Raw genomic sequence first — 15,470 nt, 5'->3', positions numbered from 1 at the left:
CTGGGGATTATGTTCCCGGGTGGATACGGAACCGTTCCGTATCGTATCGCGTTCCGACACAGGGGAGCACCAACTGTGGACGCATCCAGCCAGACCACACCACCCGAACCACCCGACACCGGACATCCCCGCCGCTGGGCCATCCTCGGCGTGCTCGTCATCAGCCTGCTCGTGGTGGTCCTGGACAACACCGTCCTCAACGTCGCGATGCGCACGATCGCGGACCCGCGGCACGGCCTCGGCGCCACGCAAGGCCAGCTCGAGTGGGCCATCAACTCGTACACGCTCGTCTTCGCCGGCCTGCTGTTCACCGCCGGCATCCTCGCCGACCGGCTCGGCCGGCGGATCACGCTCACCGTGGGCCTCGCGCTCTTCGGCATCGCGTCGCTGATCTCGGCCTACGCGAGCTCGCCGGACCAGCTCATCTCGGCCCGTGCCCTGATGGGCCTCGGCGCCGCCGCGGTCATGCCGTCGACACTGTCGATCATCGCGAACGTCTTCGACCCGCGGGAGCGCGGCCGCGCCATCGGCGTCTGGGCCGGCGCGGTCGGCCTCGGCGTGGCCATCGGCCCGATCGTCGGCGGCCTGTTGCTCGAGCACTTCTGGTGGGGCTCGGTCTTCCTCATCAACGTCCCGATCGTGGTCGTCGGCATCGTCCTGGTCGGCGTGCTCGTCCCCGAGTCGCGCGACCCGAAGCCGGGCCGCATCGACATCGTCGGCGTGCTGCTGTCGATCGTCGGCCTGGCCCTGCTGACGTACGGCGTGATCGAGGGCGGCGAGAACGGCTTCGGCGGCCCGCGCTCCTGGGGCACGCTGCTCGCGTCCGCCGTGGTGCTCGCCGCGTTCGTGGTCTACGAGCGGCGCGTCGAGTTTCCGTCGCTGGACGTGCGGCTGTTCGCCAACCGCCAGTTCTCGGCCTCGACGGGCATGATCGGCCTGGTCTTCTTCGCCGCCATGGGCGCGATGTTCTTCAGCGCGTTCTACCTGCAACTGGTCCGCGGCTACGGCCCGCTCGCCTCCGGCGCGCTGTTCGTCCCGTTCGCGGTCGCCCAGATGGTCTTCGCCCCGCGCAGCGCCGCGATGGTCAAGCGCTTCGGCCCCAAGGCGGTCAGCACCGTCGGCCTGCTGCTCGTCGCGGCCGGCCTGGCCGGCTGGATCCTCATCCAGGCGGACACGCCCATCGTGGTCGTCGGCGTGCTGTTCTTCGTCATGGGCGTCGGCATGGCCAACGTGATGCCGCCCGCCACCGAGTCCATCATGGCCGCGCTGCCCCGGGAGAAGGCCGGCGTCGGGTCGGCCGTCAGCAACACCATCCGCCAGGTCGGCGGCGCTCTCGGCGTGGCCGCTCTCGGCGCGATCGTCAGCTCGTTCTACCGCGACGACATGGCGTCCGCCACGGCCGGCCTGCCCGCCGCAGCCCGGAACGCGGCGGGCGAGTCGATCTCCGGTGCGTACGGGGTGGCGGAACACGCCGGGCCCGCCGCGCCGGCGCTGATCCAGCACGCGAACGACGCCTTCATCACGGCGATGCACTACGCCTCGATCGGCTCGGCCCTCTTCGCGGTCCTCGGCGCCGTGGTCGCGGTGATCTGGCTGCCCGGCAAGCGTCCGGCCACCGCTCCCGCACCGACCACCGCGGAAGGCCTCGCGGAGGAGCGGGGCGTGGCGCTGGTGGACGCGTGACCTGCCGGTAGATCTGCCGTGGAAACTCGGTAACAATGGAAACCATGACGACGGCGAGCGTGGATGGGCGCATCGAGCCCGCGGCCGACCAGGACCGCAAGGGCCCGGGCCGGCCGCGCAGCGCCAGGGTCGACGAGGCCATCGTCGAGGCGGTGTTCGATCTGCTGAGCGCGGGTCAGAGCGCCGACGCCATCTCGATCGAGGCGGTCGCGGCCAAGGCGGGCGTGGGCAAGGCCACGATCTACCGTCGCTGGCCGAACAAGGAGGCGCTCCTCATCGACGCGGTGACGATGATGAAGGGCCAGCTTCCGGAGCCGCGCGGCGAGTCGGTCCGCGAGGACCTGGTCATGCTGGTCAGCGGGATGGGGAACAAGCGCATGGAGCGATACGGCAGGGTCACCGCCTGCCTGCTGCCCGAGCTCGTCAAGAGCGAGGAGATGCATCGCGTCTATCAGGGGGTCATCGAGCCCCGGCGCGATGTGATGCGGCAGGTCCTGCGCCGCGGCGTGGAGACCGGCGAGCTGCGCGCCGACCTCGACGTCGAGCTCGCGCTGCTCATGCTCTCCGGTCCGAACATCGTGCAGAACATGCTCAACTGGAACCCGATGGTCCCCGAGGAGCGGTTCGCGGAGAAGCTGGTCGACGCCGTCCTCCGCGGCCTGGCCGCCTGACCGCCCCCTTGCCGTTGCGCGTCGATCTTGCACTTGTGGTGCCGCGACACTCCCACGATGTCCGGGTTTGTCAGGCACCACAACTGCAAGATCAACGCGTTTGTAGGCGGTGGAGACGGAGTGCTAGCTGGACCTCCAGCGCGCGGTCCGGCTTCTGCCAGTCGGCGCCGAGGAGCTGCCCGATCCGCTCCAGCCGCTGGGTCACCGTGTTGACGTGGACGTGCAGCAGTTCCGCCGCGCGCGTCAGTGAACCACCGACCCCGAAGTACGCCTCCAGCGTCTTCACCAGCGCTGTCCCGCGCCGCGCGTCGTAGTCGACCACCGGGCCGATCGTGCCGTCGAGGAACGCGTGCACGTCCCGGTCGCGGCCGTCCGGCGCGGAGCCGAGCAGCAGACCCACGAAGCCCAGCTCGGCCGTGCTCGCGCCGGTGCCGGTCCGGCCCAGCGCGGCCAGGGCCGTCACGCAGCGGTCCGCGTCCCGGTAGGCCGCCGCGATGCCGGCCGGGCTCGTCGCCGGTCCGTCGGCACCCGCGGTCACCGGACGGCCCAGCAGCTTGCCGAGGTCGCGGGCGACGGCCCGGGCCGACGGACCGGCCGCGTCGCCGGGCAGGAGCAGCACGACGTGACCGTCGCGGGAAGCGGCGAGGCCGCCGCGGGACTGCGCGTAGGTCTGGGCCCAGGAGACCGCGCGCTGGCGGACCGAGCCGCCGGTCAGCGCCTCCTCGCCGATCGCGACGACGACGTTCGGCGCGTCCAGGTCGACCCCGAGGCGTTTCGCCCTGGTCCGGAGGGCGTCGGCGTCGCGTACCGGCCGGGTGATCACGTCGTCGAGCAACTCGCCGCGCACCCGCCCCTCGGCGTCGGCGACGGTGCGGCGAAAAAGCTGGAGCAGCGCGGTGACGACCGCGGCCCGCTCCAGGATGCGCTGGTCGGCGTCGACGAGCGGGTGGTCGGGGCGCAGCACGAGCACGCCCAGGTTCTCGGCGCCGGCGACGACCGCGGCCACCCACAGCGGCCCGCGGCGCACGCTGCGCCCCTCGGTCCGCGATGCCGCGAGGGCCTCCGCGATCGCGCTCGGGTCCGGCTGGGCCAGCTCGCCGACGAGCGCGAGCTGCCGGCCTTCGGCGTCGAGCACGAGCAGCGAGCCGGCGAGCACCTCGGTGACGACGGCGGCCACGTCCTCGACCCCGGCGCCGCGCAGCACCAGGGCGGTCATCCGGTCGTGTGCGGCGGCGGCCCGCTCGACCGAGTCGCTGTGCGCGCGGACCATGCCGTGCGCGGCGGACAGCTCATCCAGGGCGGCCTGCGTCTCGGCGAGCAGCCGGGCGGTGTCGATCGCGACGGCGGCGTGCGCGGCCAGCGACACCAGCAGCGACACCTCCTCCCGCGCGAACGGGCGGGCGGAGCGGTTCGCGGCGTAGAGGACGCCGATGACGCGCGAGCCGAGCCGCAGCGGCACCCCGAGGATCGCCACCAGGCCCTCCTCGTTGACGCCGGCGTCGATGTCGCCGGTGTGCCGGAAGCGGACGTCCTCGGGGTAGTCGGCCGTCACGTACGGGCTGCCGGTCTGCGCGACGAGCCCGCCGAGCCCGGCGCCCATGGGCAGGCGCAGCGCCTGGAACCGGGCCGAGATCGAGCCGTCGGTGACCCGCATGTACGTGTCGCCGCGCGTCTCGTCGGTGAGCGTCATGTACGCCACGTCGGCGCCGAGCAGCGTGCGCGCACGGTGCACGATCGCGGCGAGCACCGCGTCGAGGTCCCGCAGGCCGGCCAGGTCGCTCGCGGTGTCGAAGAGCCCGGACAGCTCCTCCTCGCGACGCCGGCGCCGCTCCAGCAGCGCCCGCACCCGCAGGGCGACGACCTTCGCCTGCTCCAGCTCGGCGACCCGGTCCGGCGGCAGGCCGGCGTCGCGGGCGGCGAGGAGCGGGCCCTCGAACTCGACCGCGGCGGCCTCCCGCGCGAGCAGTTCGAGGTACTCCAGCATCGTCGTCACGCCACCATTCTGGCTGTTCGGCCCCACGCATCGTCCGCCGGCATCCCCTCGCGTTGATCTTGCAGTTGTGGTGCCGAGACACTCCCACGATGTCCGGGTTTGTCAGGCACCACAACTGCAAGATCAACGCGCAAAAGGGGGCTAGTGGGCGGTCCAGGCGCCGTCTATGGCGACCGACGTGCCGGTGATGAAGCCCGCGGCGTCGGTGCACAGGTAGGCGACCAGTTCGGCGACCTCCTCCGGCTCGATCAGCCGCTTGATCGCGGAGCTGGTCAGCATGATCTTCTCGATGACCTCGGCCTCGGGGATGCCGTGCGTCGCGGCCTGGGCGCTGATCTGGCCCTCGACCAGGGGCGTGCGCACGTAGGCCGGGTTGACGCAGTTGGCGGTCACGCCGTGCGCGGCACCCTCCAGCGCCACCGTCTTCGACAGGCCCTCCAAGGCATGCTTGGCAGTGACGTAGGCGGCCTTGAACGGCGAGGCCCGCAGGCCGTGTACCGAGGAGATGTTGACGATCCGGCCCCAGCCGGCCGAGTACATGTGCGGCAGCACCAGCCGGATCAGCCGGAAGGGCGCCTCGACCATGACGGTCTGGATGTGGGCGAACCGCTCGGGCGGAAACTCCTCCAGCGGCGCGACGTGCTGGAGGCCGGCGTTGTTGACCAGGACGTCGACGTCCCGGTGCCCCTCCAGGGCCTCCTCCGCCCGGTCGGGGTCGGACAGGTCCGCGACGACGGGCACGGCGCCGGTGTCGTCGGCGAGGGACCGCAGCGGCTCGGCGTCCCGGTCGACCGCCACCACCCGCGCGCCCGCGGCGGCCAGGCGCCCGGCCACGCTCCGGCCGATGCCGCTGCCGGCTCCGGTCACCAGGGCGGTCCGGCCGCGCAGGTCCAGGGCGACCACCTGGTGCGGGGGAACGGGGCGCGGTGTCGTCATGGCCGGAAACGTACGAGGCTTCGGGGGTCCGTCCCATGGGGTGCGCCCACATACCTTCGGGCCACTCGATGTGTGTGTCGCGGCACCGGTACGGTCGAAAGGTCGACTAGTCTGTCGAACACACGTTTGAGGGGGTGTCGGTGCGGGTGCTGGGGGTCGATCCCGGGTTGACCCGGTGCGGCGTCGGCGTGGTGGAAGGCCTGCCGGGGCGGGCCTGCCGGCTCGTGCACTACGAGGTGGTCACCAGCGACCCCGACACCGACCTCGCGCACCGGCTGCTCAACCTCGACGAGCGCCTGACCGCCCTGCTCGCCGAGCACCGGCCCGAGTCGGTCGCCGTCGAGCGGGTGTTCAGCCAGCACAACGTGCGCACCGTGATGGGCACCGCGCAGGCCGGCGCCGTCGCGATCCTCGCCGCGGCCCGTGCCGGGCTGCCCGTGCAGATGTACACGCCGAGCGAGGTCAAGGCCGCCGTGAGTGGCAACGGTCAGGCGGACAAGGCCCAGGTCACCGCGATGGTGACCCGTCTGCTGCGGCTGGAGGTCGCGCCGCGCCCGGCCGACGCCGCCGACGCCTTAGCCTTGGCCATCTGTCATGTCTGGCGCGGTGGCACGCGGGACCGCATCGCCGCCGCCGTGAGGAGGGCCCGATGATCGCGAGCGTTCGCGGCAAGGTCGTGGCGGTGTCGCCCGACGGGGCGGTGATCGAGGTCGGCGGTGTCGGCATCGCCGTGCAGTGCTCGCCGCACACGATCGCCGACCTGCGGGTCGGTGCCGAGGCGCGACTGGCCACCTCGCTGGTCGTGCGGGAGGACTCGCTCACGCTCTACGGCTTCGCCGACGACGACGCCCGCCAGTTGTTCGAGCTGCTCCAGACCGCCACCGGCGTGGGGCCGCGGCTGGCACAGGCGGTGCTGGCCGTCCATACCCCGGACGTCGTCCGCCGGGCGATCTCCGGCGGCGACACGTCGACCCTGACCCGGGTGCCGGGCATCGGCAAGAAGGGCGCCGAGCGGCTCGTCCTGGAGTTGCGGGACAAGGTCGGCGCGTTCGCCGGCGACGGCGCGGCCCTGGTCGGCGTGGGCGCCGGCGCGCCCTGGGCCGAGCAGGTCCGCCAGGCGCTGATCGGGCTCGGCTGGACCCAGAACCAGGCCGACCAGGCTGTGGCCGTGGTCGCCGAGCAGCTCGACGGCCAGGCCGCGCCGCCCGTGCCGGTCCTGCTCAAGCAGGCGATCCGCATGCTCGGGACGATCCGGTGACCGATCCTCTGCTGAGTTCGTTCGCGTCCGACGAGGACGCCGTCGCCGAGCAGAGCGTGCGGCCGCGCCGGCTCGCCGAGTTCGTCGGCCAGCACCGGGTGCGCGAGCAGCTCGATCTGCTGTTGCAGAGCGCGCTGCGCCGGGGGAGCCCGCCCGACCACATCCTGCTGTCCGGCTCGCCGGGCCTCGGCAAGACGACGCTGGCCATGATCGTCGCCGCCGAGCTGGGCGCCGGCCTCCGGCTGACCAGCGGCCCGGCGATCGAGCGCGCCGGCGACCTCGCCGCCGTCCTCACCAGCCTGTCCCGCGGCGACGTGCTCTTCATCGACGAGATCCACCGCATGGCGCGCCCGGCCGAGGAGCTGCTCTACAGCGCGATGGAAGACTTCCGGGTCGACGTGGTGGTCGGCAAGGGGCCGGGCGCGACCGCGATCCCGCTCGACGTCGAGCCGTTCACGCTGGTCGGTGCCACGACCCGCAGCGGCCTGCTGACCGGACCGATGCGGGACCGCTTCGGGTTCGTCGGGCAGCTCGACTTCTACGACGCCGACGAACTCGATCAGGTGATCGTGCGGTCCGCCCGGATTCTCGACGTGCCGATCACCGCGGAGGGCTCGGCGGAGATCGGCCGGCGCTCCCGCGGTACACCCCGGATCGCCAACCGGCTGTTGCGCCGGGTCCGCGACTACGCGGAGGTGCGTGGCACCGGTGTCGTCGACCTCGCGGCGGCGCGGGCGGCGCTCGCTGTGTACGACGTCGACGAGCTCGGGCTCGACAAGCTCGACCGCGCCGTGCTGCTCGCGCTCGTCCGGGCCGGCGGCGGGCCGGTCGGCCTGTCCACGCTCGCCGTCGCGGTGGGGGAGCAGCCCGACACGGTGGAGGAGGTGTGCGAGCCTTTTCTGCTGCGGACCGGACTCCTCGCCCGCACTCCCCGTGGCCGGGTCGCCACGGCTGGTGCGTGGCGTCATCTCGGCCTTCCAGTTCCCGCTGGTACCGTCGGTGGCGGAAATCCCGCGGGCGGCTCGACGCAGATGCCCGATCTGTTCAGTTTGGAGCCGTAGCTCCCAGCCTGTCGTGATCGGACCGTGATGGACGCCGGTCTGCGTGGTGTCCGACACACCGACTAGACTCGCCGCGATCCGCTGCGCGGACCCCGTACTTCGACCGGAAGGCCAACCATCGTGTATTACGCCGCGGAAAGCTCGGGCGGCAATGGGTTCTTCACCCTCCTGATCTTCGCCGGGTTCTTCGTGCTCATCTACTTCCTGATGATCCGGCCGCAGCAGCGCCGCCGCCGCGAGGTCGAGAGCATGCAGTCGGCGATGGGGATCGGCGACGAGGTGGTCACCGTCGGCGGGCTCTACGGCATCGTGCGCGGCATCGAGGACGACACCATCCTGCTGGAGATCTCCCCGGGCGTCACCGCCAGATATGCCCGGGCGGCCATCGGCAAGGTGAGCAAGAAGGCCGACGCCGGCGACGCCGAGGCCACCGACGGCGAGGCATCGGCAGACCCCGCCAAAGACGCCGACTGAAAGCTTGCGCGCAGCCACATCGTGAAACGTTCACGCCGCGCGAACCCCGCCGGCGTTATCGCAGGGAGACCCGACAGCCGTGGCACAACCTCAGGCACCGATGCGCCCGAGCCGGCAACTCGCCGTGCTCGCTCTCATCTTCATCGTCTTCGGCCTCTTGACGTGGTTCGGCGGCAGCGGGGGATGGCGCGACCGGCTCGAGCCGAAGCTCGGCCTTGACCTCATCGGCGGCACCACCGTCACGCTGCAGGCTCGGACGGAGAGCGGCCAGGCGCCGACGCGCCAGCAGATGGAGACCGCTCGCCGCATCATCGACCAGCGGGTCAACGGCCTCGGTGTCGCCGAGGCAGAGGTCGTCATCGAGGGCAACAACAACATCGTCGTCTCCCTGCCCGGCAAGAGCGACGACCGGCTCAAGCAGGTCGGTCAGACCGCCGAGCTGCGCTTTCGCAAGGTGCTGAACCAGACCGGCGACACCGGCGCGACCGACCCGTCGAGCTCCGCGTCGCCGTCCGCCTCGACGTCCGGCTCCGCCGCCCCGTCCGGCTCCGCATCGGCGCCGGCCTCCGCGCCCGCCTCGGCGTCGGCGCAGCCCGCGGCGAGCACGAGCGCCTCCGGGAGCGCCCCGGCCGCCGGCGCCAGCGCGACCCCGTCGGCCTCGCTGCTGCCCGGCATCGCCGAGCGGCGCGCCGCGGTGCAGAAGAAGCTCGGCGAGGCCGTCTGGGCCGCCGCCCTGCAGGAGCAGGCCCCGCTGAACTTCGCGCAGGATCCGACCAAGGCGGAGCTGTACAAGCCGTTCAAGGACCTGACCCCCGAAGAGGTCGCGGCCCTGCCGCCCAACGTGCAGTTCAACATCCCCTACGTCACCTGCGACAAGCTCGACCACCGGCCGGTCGGCTCGATCCGCGACGACAGGCAGTCGGTCGTCGCCTGTGGCGAGGGCGTCAAGTACCAGCTCGACGTGGCCAAGGTCCTCGGCACCCACGTCTCCAAGGCCGACTCCGGGATCAACCCGCAGAACGGCAAGTGGACGGTCAACCTGTCGTTCACCAGCGGCGGACAGGACCGCTGGACCGACCTGACCCGCGAGGCGTTCAACGGCGGCAGCAACCCGCAGCAGGTCGCCGTCGTCCTCGACAACGAGGTCGTGTCGGCCCCGACGATCCAGAGCATCATCCCCGGTGACGCCGAGATCAGCGGCACCTTCAACAAGGCCTCGGCCGAACTGCTGGCCAGCCAGTTGCAGTACGGCGCACTGCCGCTGTCGTTCGAGTCGCAGGACGCGCAGAGCATCTCCGCGACGCTCGGCAGCTCGCACCTGGAGGCGGGCGTGCTCGCCGCCGGCATCGGCCTCGCGCTGGTCGTGCTCTACTCGTTCTTCTACTACCGGCTGCTCGGCGGCGTCATCATGATCAGCCTCGTGCTGTCCGGCGCGCTGGTCTACATGGCGCTGGTGATCCTCGGCCGGCAGATCGGCTTCACGCTCACCCTCGCCGGGTTCGCGGGCTTCATCGTGTCACTCGGTGTGGCCGCCGACTCGTTCGTCATCTACTTCGAACGGCTCAAGGACGAGATCCGCGAGGGCCGTAGCCCGCGCAGCGCGGTGCCGCGCGCCTGGGCCCGTGCCCGCCGGACGATCATCTCGGCCAACACCATCACCCTGCTGGCCGCGGCGATCCTGTACTTCGTCTCGATCGGCTCGGTGAAGGGCTTCGCCTTCGCGCTCGGTGTCGCCACGATCCTCGACCTGGTGGTCGTGTTCCTCTTCCGCCATCCGATCATGACGTTGTTCGCGCGGAGTAAGGCATTCTTGTCACCACGGGTCAGCGGCCTCGGCCGCGTGCTCGAGCACCGATCCACGTCCGACGCGGCGCCGACCCGCCGTAACCGCCCGAAGGAGGCCTGACGATGAGCGGTGGCATCGCAGCCCGGCTCTACCGCGGTGAGGCCGGCGTCAACGTCGTCGGCCGGCGCAAGGTCTGGTTCCTCGTCGCCATGATCGCGATCGTGATCGCGGTGGGCAGCATGGTGGTTCGCGGCTTCTCGCTCGGCATCGAGTTCGAGGGCGGCAACCAGTACAACGTGCCCGTCAGCGTCGGCACGCTCGACGACGTCGAGAAGGCCTTCGGCGACGCGGGCGTCGAGGTCAAGACCGGCCAGACGATCGGCGACAGCCAGTACATCATCAAGACCGAGTTGATCAAGGACGCCGCGCGGCAGACCGAGATCAAGGACTCGGTCGCCCAGCGGTTCAACATCAACCCGACGCAGATCAGCGACTCCGCGGTCAGCACGTCGTGGGGCGGCCAGGTCACCGACAAGGCCGCACTGAGCCTGGTGATCTTCCTGGCCGCGGTGCTCGTCTACCTGGTCGCGCGGTTCGAGTGGCGGATGGCGGCGGCGGCGATCGCGTCGCTGCTGCTCGACCTGGTCCTGACCGCCGGTGTGTACTCGCTCGTCGGCTTCGAGGTCACCCCTTCGACTGTGATCGGCTTCCTGACGATCCTCGGTTTCGCCCTGTATGACGTCGTGGTCGTCTTCGACAAGGTGCAGGAGAACACCAAGGGCATCACAGGGTCGAGCACGCAGACGTACTCGGAGGCCGCCAACCTGGCGGTCAACCAGACGCTGATGCGCTCGATCAACACCGGTCTGGTCGCGCTGCTGCCGGTCGGCGGCCTGCTCTTCATCGGTGCGGGCCTCCTCGGCGCCGGCACCCTGAAGGACCTCGGCCTCGTGCTCTTCATCGGTATGGGCGTCGCGGTGTACTCGTCGATCTTCTTCGCCACGCCGGTGCTGGCCGAGCTCAAGGACCGCGAGCCGCGGCTACAGGCCCACAACACCCGGGTCGCCGCGAAGCGTGCGTCGCTCGCGAAGGAGCAGGCGAGCCGGGCCGCGTCCCCGGCCCTGGACAGCGACGGCGTGCCGGTCGGCGGGGGTGGTTCCGACGGCTCCGGCGGCACGGCCAAGAAGGTCGAGCGCTCGGAACTCGCCGGCGCGGCGCCCCGCCCGGGCGCCCGGCCGTCGAGCCGGCCCGGCACCGGCAAGCGGCCGCGGGCCGGCGGCCGGCCGGGTGGCGGCAGCGGTCGCCGCTGACCGGTTTGATGTACTTGGGCACGGGCGTCGTGGTCGCGGCGCCCGTGCCCCTTTCGTCCCCCAAGGAGCGTCGGTGGAGATCTCGGAGCTGGTCGCGAGCAAGGTGCTGGACGTGCCGGACTTCCCCAAGCCGGGGGTCCTGTTCAAGGACCTGATGCCGCTGTTCGCCGACGGCACCGCGTTCGCCGCCGCGGTCGACGCGATCATCGCCGAGCAGGGCGCCGGCTCGTTCGACGTGGTCGCGGGCATCGAGGCGCGCGGGTTCGTCGTCGCCGCCGCCGTCGCCTACGCCACCGGCAAGGGCGTCGTGCCGATCCGCAAGGCCGGCAAGCTGCCCCGCAAGACCGTGACCGCGAGCTACGCCCTGGAATACGGCGAGGCCGTCATCGAGGTGCACGCCGACGCGTTCATGGCGGGGGAGCGGGTGCTGGTGGTCGACGACGTGCTTGCCACAGGAGGTACCGCTGCCGCCACCCTCGATCTCGTGGAGCGGGCCGGCGGCCGGGTGAGCGGCTTCAGCGTGCTGCTGGAGCTGGCGTTTCTGGCGGGGCGGGAGAAGCTCGCGCCGCGTCCGGTTCATGCCCTGCTGACCGTGTGAGGGCCGCCGGATTCCGGTCGGGAGGCCATCCGGTCTACGGGAAATGTCGGTAGAGGCGGGTAAGCTTGCCTTTCCTACGCTGTCGGCGATGAGGAGCGGCCGGTGACCGGCGACATCGCACCCCCCATTGGGGGTACGGTCGACCACGTGCAGGATGAACCGCGGCAGGACCCGCCGACCCCCGAGCCTGAGACGGCCGAGGCCGGCGGCGTGGTGCTGCAGTTTCCCGTGCCTCCTTCCGCCGCGCCGGGAGCCCCTGGCGAGACGCCGCAGCGGCGCGCGTCCGACCGCAGGGCCGCGGCCGACGGGCCGGGTGAGGACACCGAGGACCTGACCGAGGCCAGCTCCATGACCGGCGCCGCGCTCGGGCTGGTCGGCGCCGCGCCGACCGGCCGGCGGGTGCGGGCCCGGCTGGCCCGGTTCAACGCGCCGTGGCAGAGCCCGCAGGTCAGCGAGGTGCTGGAGCCGCTGATCGCCCAGCACAAGGCGAGCCATCCCAAGGCCGACGTGCGGCTGCTCCAGCGGGCCTACGACATGGCCGAGCACTTCCACAAGGGGCAGTACCGCAAGTCCGGCGACCCCTACATCACGCACCCGCTGGCCGTCGCCACGATCCTCGCCGACCTGGGCATGGACACCACGACCCTGGTCGCGGCGCTGCTGCACGACACGATCGAGGACACGGAATACACGATCGAGCGCATGCAGGTCGACTTCGGCGGTGAGGTGACGCTGCTCGTCGACGGCGTGACGAAGCTCGACAAGGTCAAGCTCGGTGACGCGGCGAAGGCCGAGACGATCCGCAAGATGGTCGTCGCCATGGCCAAGGACCCGCGGGTGCTGGTCATCAAGCTCGCCGACCGGCTGCACAACATGCGCACCCTGACCTTCCTGCCCCGCCCCAAGCAGGAGCAGAAGGCCAGGGAGACGCTGGAGATCCTCGCCCCGCTGGCGCACCGCCTCGGCATGAACACGATCAAGTGGGAGCTCGAGGACCTGGCGTTCCGCACGCTGTTCCCCAAGCGTTTCGACGAGATCAGCCGGCTCATCGCCGAGCACACGCCGCAGCGCGACTCGCTGCTGCGCACCGTCACCCAGAAGGTCGCCACCGACCTCAAGGCGGCGAAGATCAAGTCTGAGGTGACCGGCCGGCCGAAGCACCTCTACTCCGTCTACCAGAAGATGATCGTCCGGGGCCGCGACTTCGGCGACATCTACGACCTCGTCGGCGTGCGCATCCTGGTCGACACGGTGCGCGACTGATACGCGGCGCTCGGTGTGATCCACGCGAACTGGCAGCCCGTGCCGGGCCGGTTCAAGGACTACATCGCGATGCCGAAGTTCAACATGTACCAGTCGTTGCACACGACGGTCATCGGCCCCACCGGCAAGCCCGTCGAGTTGCAGATCCGCACCTATGCGATGCACCGCACGGCGGAATACGGCATCGCCGCCCACTGGCGGTACAAGGAGACGAAGAACGCCACGATCGCCGGCCCGCCGGCGCACATCGACGAGATGACGTGGCTGCGGCAGTTGCTCGACTGGCAGCGCGAGGCGAGCGACCCGAGCGAGTTCCTCGACGCGCTGCGCTTCGACCTGTCCAGCCAGGAGGTCTACGTCTTCACGCCGAAGGGCGACGTGATCGCGCTGCCCACCAGTTCGACCCCGGTCGACTTCGCCTACGCCGTGCACACCGAGGTCGGGCACAAGTGCATCGGGGCGCGGGTCAACGGCAAGCTCGTGCCCCTGGAGAGCACCCTCTCCAACGGCGACGTGATCGAGATCTTCACGTCGAAGTCCGAGACCGCCGGCCCGACCCAGGACTGGCTCGGCTTCGTCAAGAGCCCGCGGGCGCGCACGAAGATTCGGCAGTACTTCAACAAGGAGCGCCGCGAGGAGGCGATCGAGGCCGGCAAGGAGGCGATCGTCAAGGCCATGCGCAAGCAGGGCCTGCCGCTGCAGCGGCTCCTGACCTCCGAGTCGCTCATGACGATCGCCCGCGAGCTGCACCTCGCCGACGTCGCCGCCCTCTACGCGGCGGTCGGCGACGGCCAGGCGTCCGCGCAGTCGGTCGTGCAGCGGCTCGTCGCCGGCTACGGCGGCGAGGAGGGCGCGGTCGAGGACATCGCGGAGACCGCGATCCCGACCCGCCCGCCGAGGACCCGCTCCACCGCCACCGACCCGGGCGTCGAGGTGCTGGGTGTCGACGACGTCTGGATCAAGCTGGCACGCTGCTGCACGCCGGTGCCGGGCGACGCGGTGTTCGGCTTCGTCACCCGCTCCGGCGGTGTGAGCGTCCACCGCGACGACTGCGCCAACGCGGCCGACCTGAAGGAGCAGCCCGAGCGGGTGCTCGACGTGAGCTGGAAGCCCACCAGCGCGTCGACCTTCCTCGTCGCCATCCAGGTGGAGGCCCTCGACCGGCACAAGCTCCTCGCCGACGTGACGCGCGTGCTCTCCGACGAGAAGGTCAACATCCTCTCCGCAACGGTGACGACCACCCGCGACCGCGTCGCCATCAGCCGCTTCAGCTTCGAGATGGCCGACCCGAAGCATCTCAACCACCTGCTGGCCGCCGTGCGCCGCATCGACGGCGTCTACGACGCCTACCGGGTCACCTCAGGCGCCTGACCGTTCCCGGCGCCGAGCGGCTTGTCGGCGACGGCGTATTTCCTTCTGCTATGGGCGCGCCGGCCCGCCTCCGCCGTGGGAGGCCGCGACCCGGTCGGTGGCCGGGCGGCGGGAAGACGCTACGGGCCGCGTTCCCCGATCCTGGGGGAACGCGGCCCGTAGCCGGTGGTGCTGGTCAGCCCTGGACCGGGGCGATCGTCATGGTGTTGATCTTCACCTCGGTCTTCGGGGCGCCGTCGCCTTCGCTCTGGGACTTGGCGTCGGGGATCACACCGGCCTCGGCGACCTTCTTCACCAGGTCCAGGCCCTCGGTCACCTTGCCGAGGACCGTGTAGTCGGCCTGCAGCGACTCGATGTCCTTGTAGACGATGAAGAACTGGCTGCCGCTGCTGTTCGGGTCCTGAGTCTTGGCGATCGCGACCATACCCTCCGTGTACGCCGGGCGGCGGCCCGTCGGCAGGTTCTCCTCCGCGTACCGGTACGTCGGGCCGCCCAGGCCGGTGGCGCTCGGGTCGCCGCACTGCAGAACGAAGATGTTCGAGGTCACCAGGCGGTGGCACTTGCTGCCGTCGAAGAACTTCTTGCCGGCGAGGTACGTGAAGCTGGCCGCCGCGCAGGGCGCGTGCGCCGTGTCCATCTCGATCTTGATCGCGCCGACGCTCGTGTCGAGCGTCATGAGCTGCTTGCCGGTGCGCGGCTCGCCGCTCGCCGGCGGAGTGCCGACGTCCTTGACCTCTTTCGGGATCTCCGGCTTCGGCGACGCCGACGGGTCGACCAGCGGCAGCCACGTGCAGTTGGTCGGGGTGGCCGACGCGGACGGGTCGGCGCCCGCCTCGGTCTTCGTGTCGTCGCCCTTGGTGAGCGCGACCACCAGCCAGGCCACGCCGAGCAGGACCACCAGACCGCCGGCTCCGGCGGCGATCATCGTGTTCCTGCGCCGTCGGATGCGGGAACGCTCGGCGCGATCGGCCATCTCCCGCTCCAGCCGCGCACGCGCCGCGGCGCGCTGGCGGTCCCGGTTGGTGGTCACGGTCGGTACTCCTTGCTCAACGGGGATGGGATGGAA

The 15,470-nt window shown here is 71.2% G+C and carries 12 protein-coding genes and 1 pseudogene; 10 read left to right on the top strand and 3 right to left on the bottom strand.

The genetic code is table 11. The features are described 5' to 3' along the window. Nucleotides 1-150 precede the first annotated feature (150 nt). Both Drose_RS28105 and Drose_RS28100 read left to right on the top strand, forming a co-directional pair. Nucleotides 151-1,683, top strand: a complete 1,533-nt coding sequence (locus tag Drose_RS28105) for an MFS transporter (RefSeq protein WP_260729831.1) — start codon at nt 151-153, stop codon at nt 1,681-1,683. A 44-nt stretch (nt 1,684-1,727) separates the two neighbouring features. Continuing rightward, nucleotides 1,728-2,354: a TetR/AcrR family transcriptional regulator gene (locus Drose_RS28100; RefSeq protein WP_260724307.1), complete on the top strand. Its 627-nt coding sequence runs from the start codon at nt 1,728-1,730 to the stop codon at nt 2,352-2,354. Nucleotides 2,355-2,445: 91 nt separating this feature from the next. Here Drose_RS28100 and Drose_RS28095 read toward each other — a convergent pair whose 3' ends face one another. Continuing rightward, on the bottom strand, nt 2,446-4,338 hold the full coding sequence (locus Drose_RS28095) for a helix-turn-helix domain-containing protein (protein WP_260729830.1): 1,893 nt from the start codon (nt 4,336-4,338) through the stop codon (nt 2,446-2,448). A 150-nt stretch (nt 4,339-4,488) separates the two neighbouring features. Beyond that, a complete protein-coding gene (locus tag Drose_RS28090) occupies nt 4,489-5,283 on the bottom strand; it encodes a 3-hydroxybutyrate dehydrogenase (protein ID WP_260724306.1) in 795 nt (264 codons plus the stop codon). 140 nt (nt 5,284-5,423) lie between these two features. On the opposite strand from Drose_RS28090, the gene ruvC reads away from it, so the two are divergent. The 8 genes and pseudogenes from ruvC to Drose_RS28050 all read left to right on the top strand — a co-directional run bounded on the left by ruvC (nt 5,424) and on the right by Drose_RS28050 (nt 14,404). After that, a complete protein-coding gene (ruvC, locus tag Drose_RS28085; protein ID WP_260729829.1) occupies nt 5,424-5,936 on the top strand; it encodes a crossover junction endodeoxyribonuclease RuvC in 513 nt (170 codons plus the stop codon). Then, nucleotides 5,933-6,541: a Holliday junction branch migration protein RuvA gene (ruvA, locus tag Drose_RS28080; protein WP_260724305.1), complete on the top strand. Its 609-nt coding sequence runs from the start codon at nt 5,933-5,935 to the stop codon at nt 6,539-6,541. Before ruvC ends, ruvA begins: the two co-directional genes overlap by 4 nt. After that, nucleotides 6,538-7,602 (top strand): Holliday junction branch migration DNA helicase RuvB, encoded by a 1,065-nt coding sequence (gene ruvB / locus Drose_RS28075; RefSeq protein WP_260724304.1) that lies wholly within the window; start codon nt 6,538-6,540, stop codon nt 7,600-7,602. Before ruvA ends, ruvB begins: the two co-directional genes overlap by 4 nt. Before the next feature lie 120 nt (nt 7,603-7,722). Next, on the top strand, nt 7,723-8,076 hold the full coding sequence (gene yajC, locus Drose_RS28070; protein ID WP_260724303.1) for a preprotein translocase subunit YajC: 354 nt from the start codon (nt 7,723-7,725) through the stop codon (nt 8,074-8,076). 79 nt (nt 8,077-8,155) lie between these two features. After that, nucleotides 8,156-9,982 (top strand): protein translocase subunit SecD, encoded by a 1,827-nt coding sequence (gene secD, locus Drose_RS28065; RefSeq protein WP_260724302.1) that lies wholly within the window; start codon nt 8,156-8,158, stop codon nt 9,980-9,982. A 2-nt stretch (nt 9,983-9,984) separates the two neighbouring features. Continuing rightward, on the top strand, nt 9,985-11,172 hold the full coding sequence (gene secF, locus Drose_RS28060; protein WP_260724301.1) for a protein translocase subunit SecF: 1,188 nt from the start codon (nt 9,985-9,987) through the stop codon (nt 11,170-11,172). Between the two features lie 73 nt (nt 11,173-11,245). Beyond that, entirely contained in the window at nt 11,246-11,770 is a 525-nt protein-coding gene (locus Drose_RS28055; RefSeq protein WP_260724300.1) for an adenine phosphoribosyltransferase, read from the top strand. Between the two features lie 102 nt (nt 11,771-11,872). Further along, nucleotides 11,873-14,404, top strand: a pseudogene (locus Drose_RS28050) (RelA/SpoT family protein). Between the two features lie 175 nt (nt 14,405-14,579). Here the strand turns inward: Drose_RS28050 and Drose_RS28045 are convergent. Beyond that, nucleotides 14,580-15,434, bottom strand: a complete 855-nt coding sequence (locus tag Drose_RS28045) for a peptidylprolyl isomerase (protein ID WP_260724299.1) — start codon at nt 15,432-15,434, stop codon at nt 14,580-14,582. Nucleotides 15,435-15,470 lie beyond the last annotated feature (36 nt).

The organism is Dactylosporangium roseum (assembly GCF_025264685.1).
Classification (GTDB): domain Bacteria; phylum Actinomycetota; class Actinomycetes; order Mycobacteriales; family Micromonosporaceae; genus Dactylosporangium; species Dactylosporangium roseum.
This window is presented reverse-complemented; position numbering and strand designations above follow the sequence as displayed.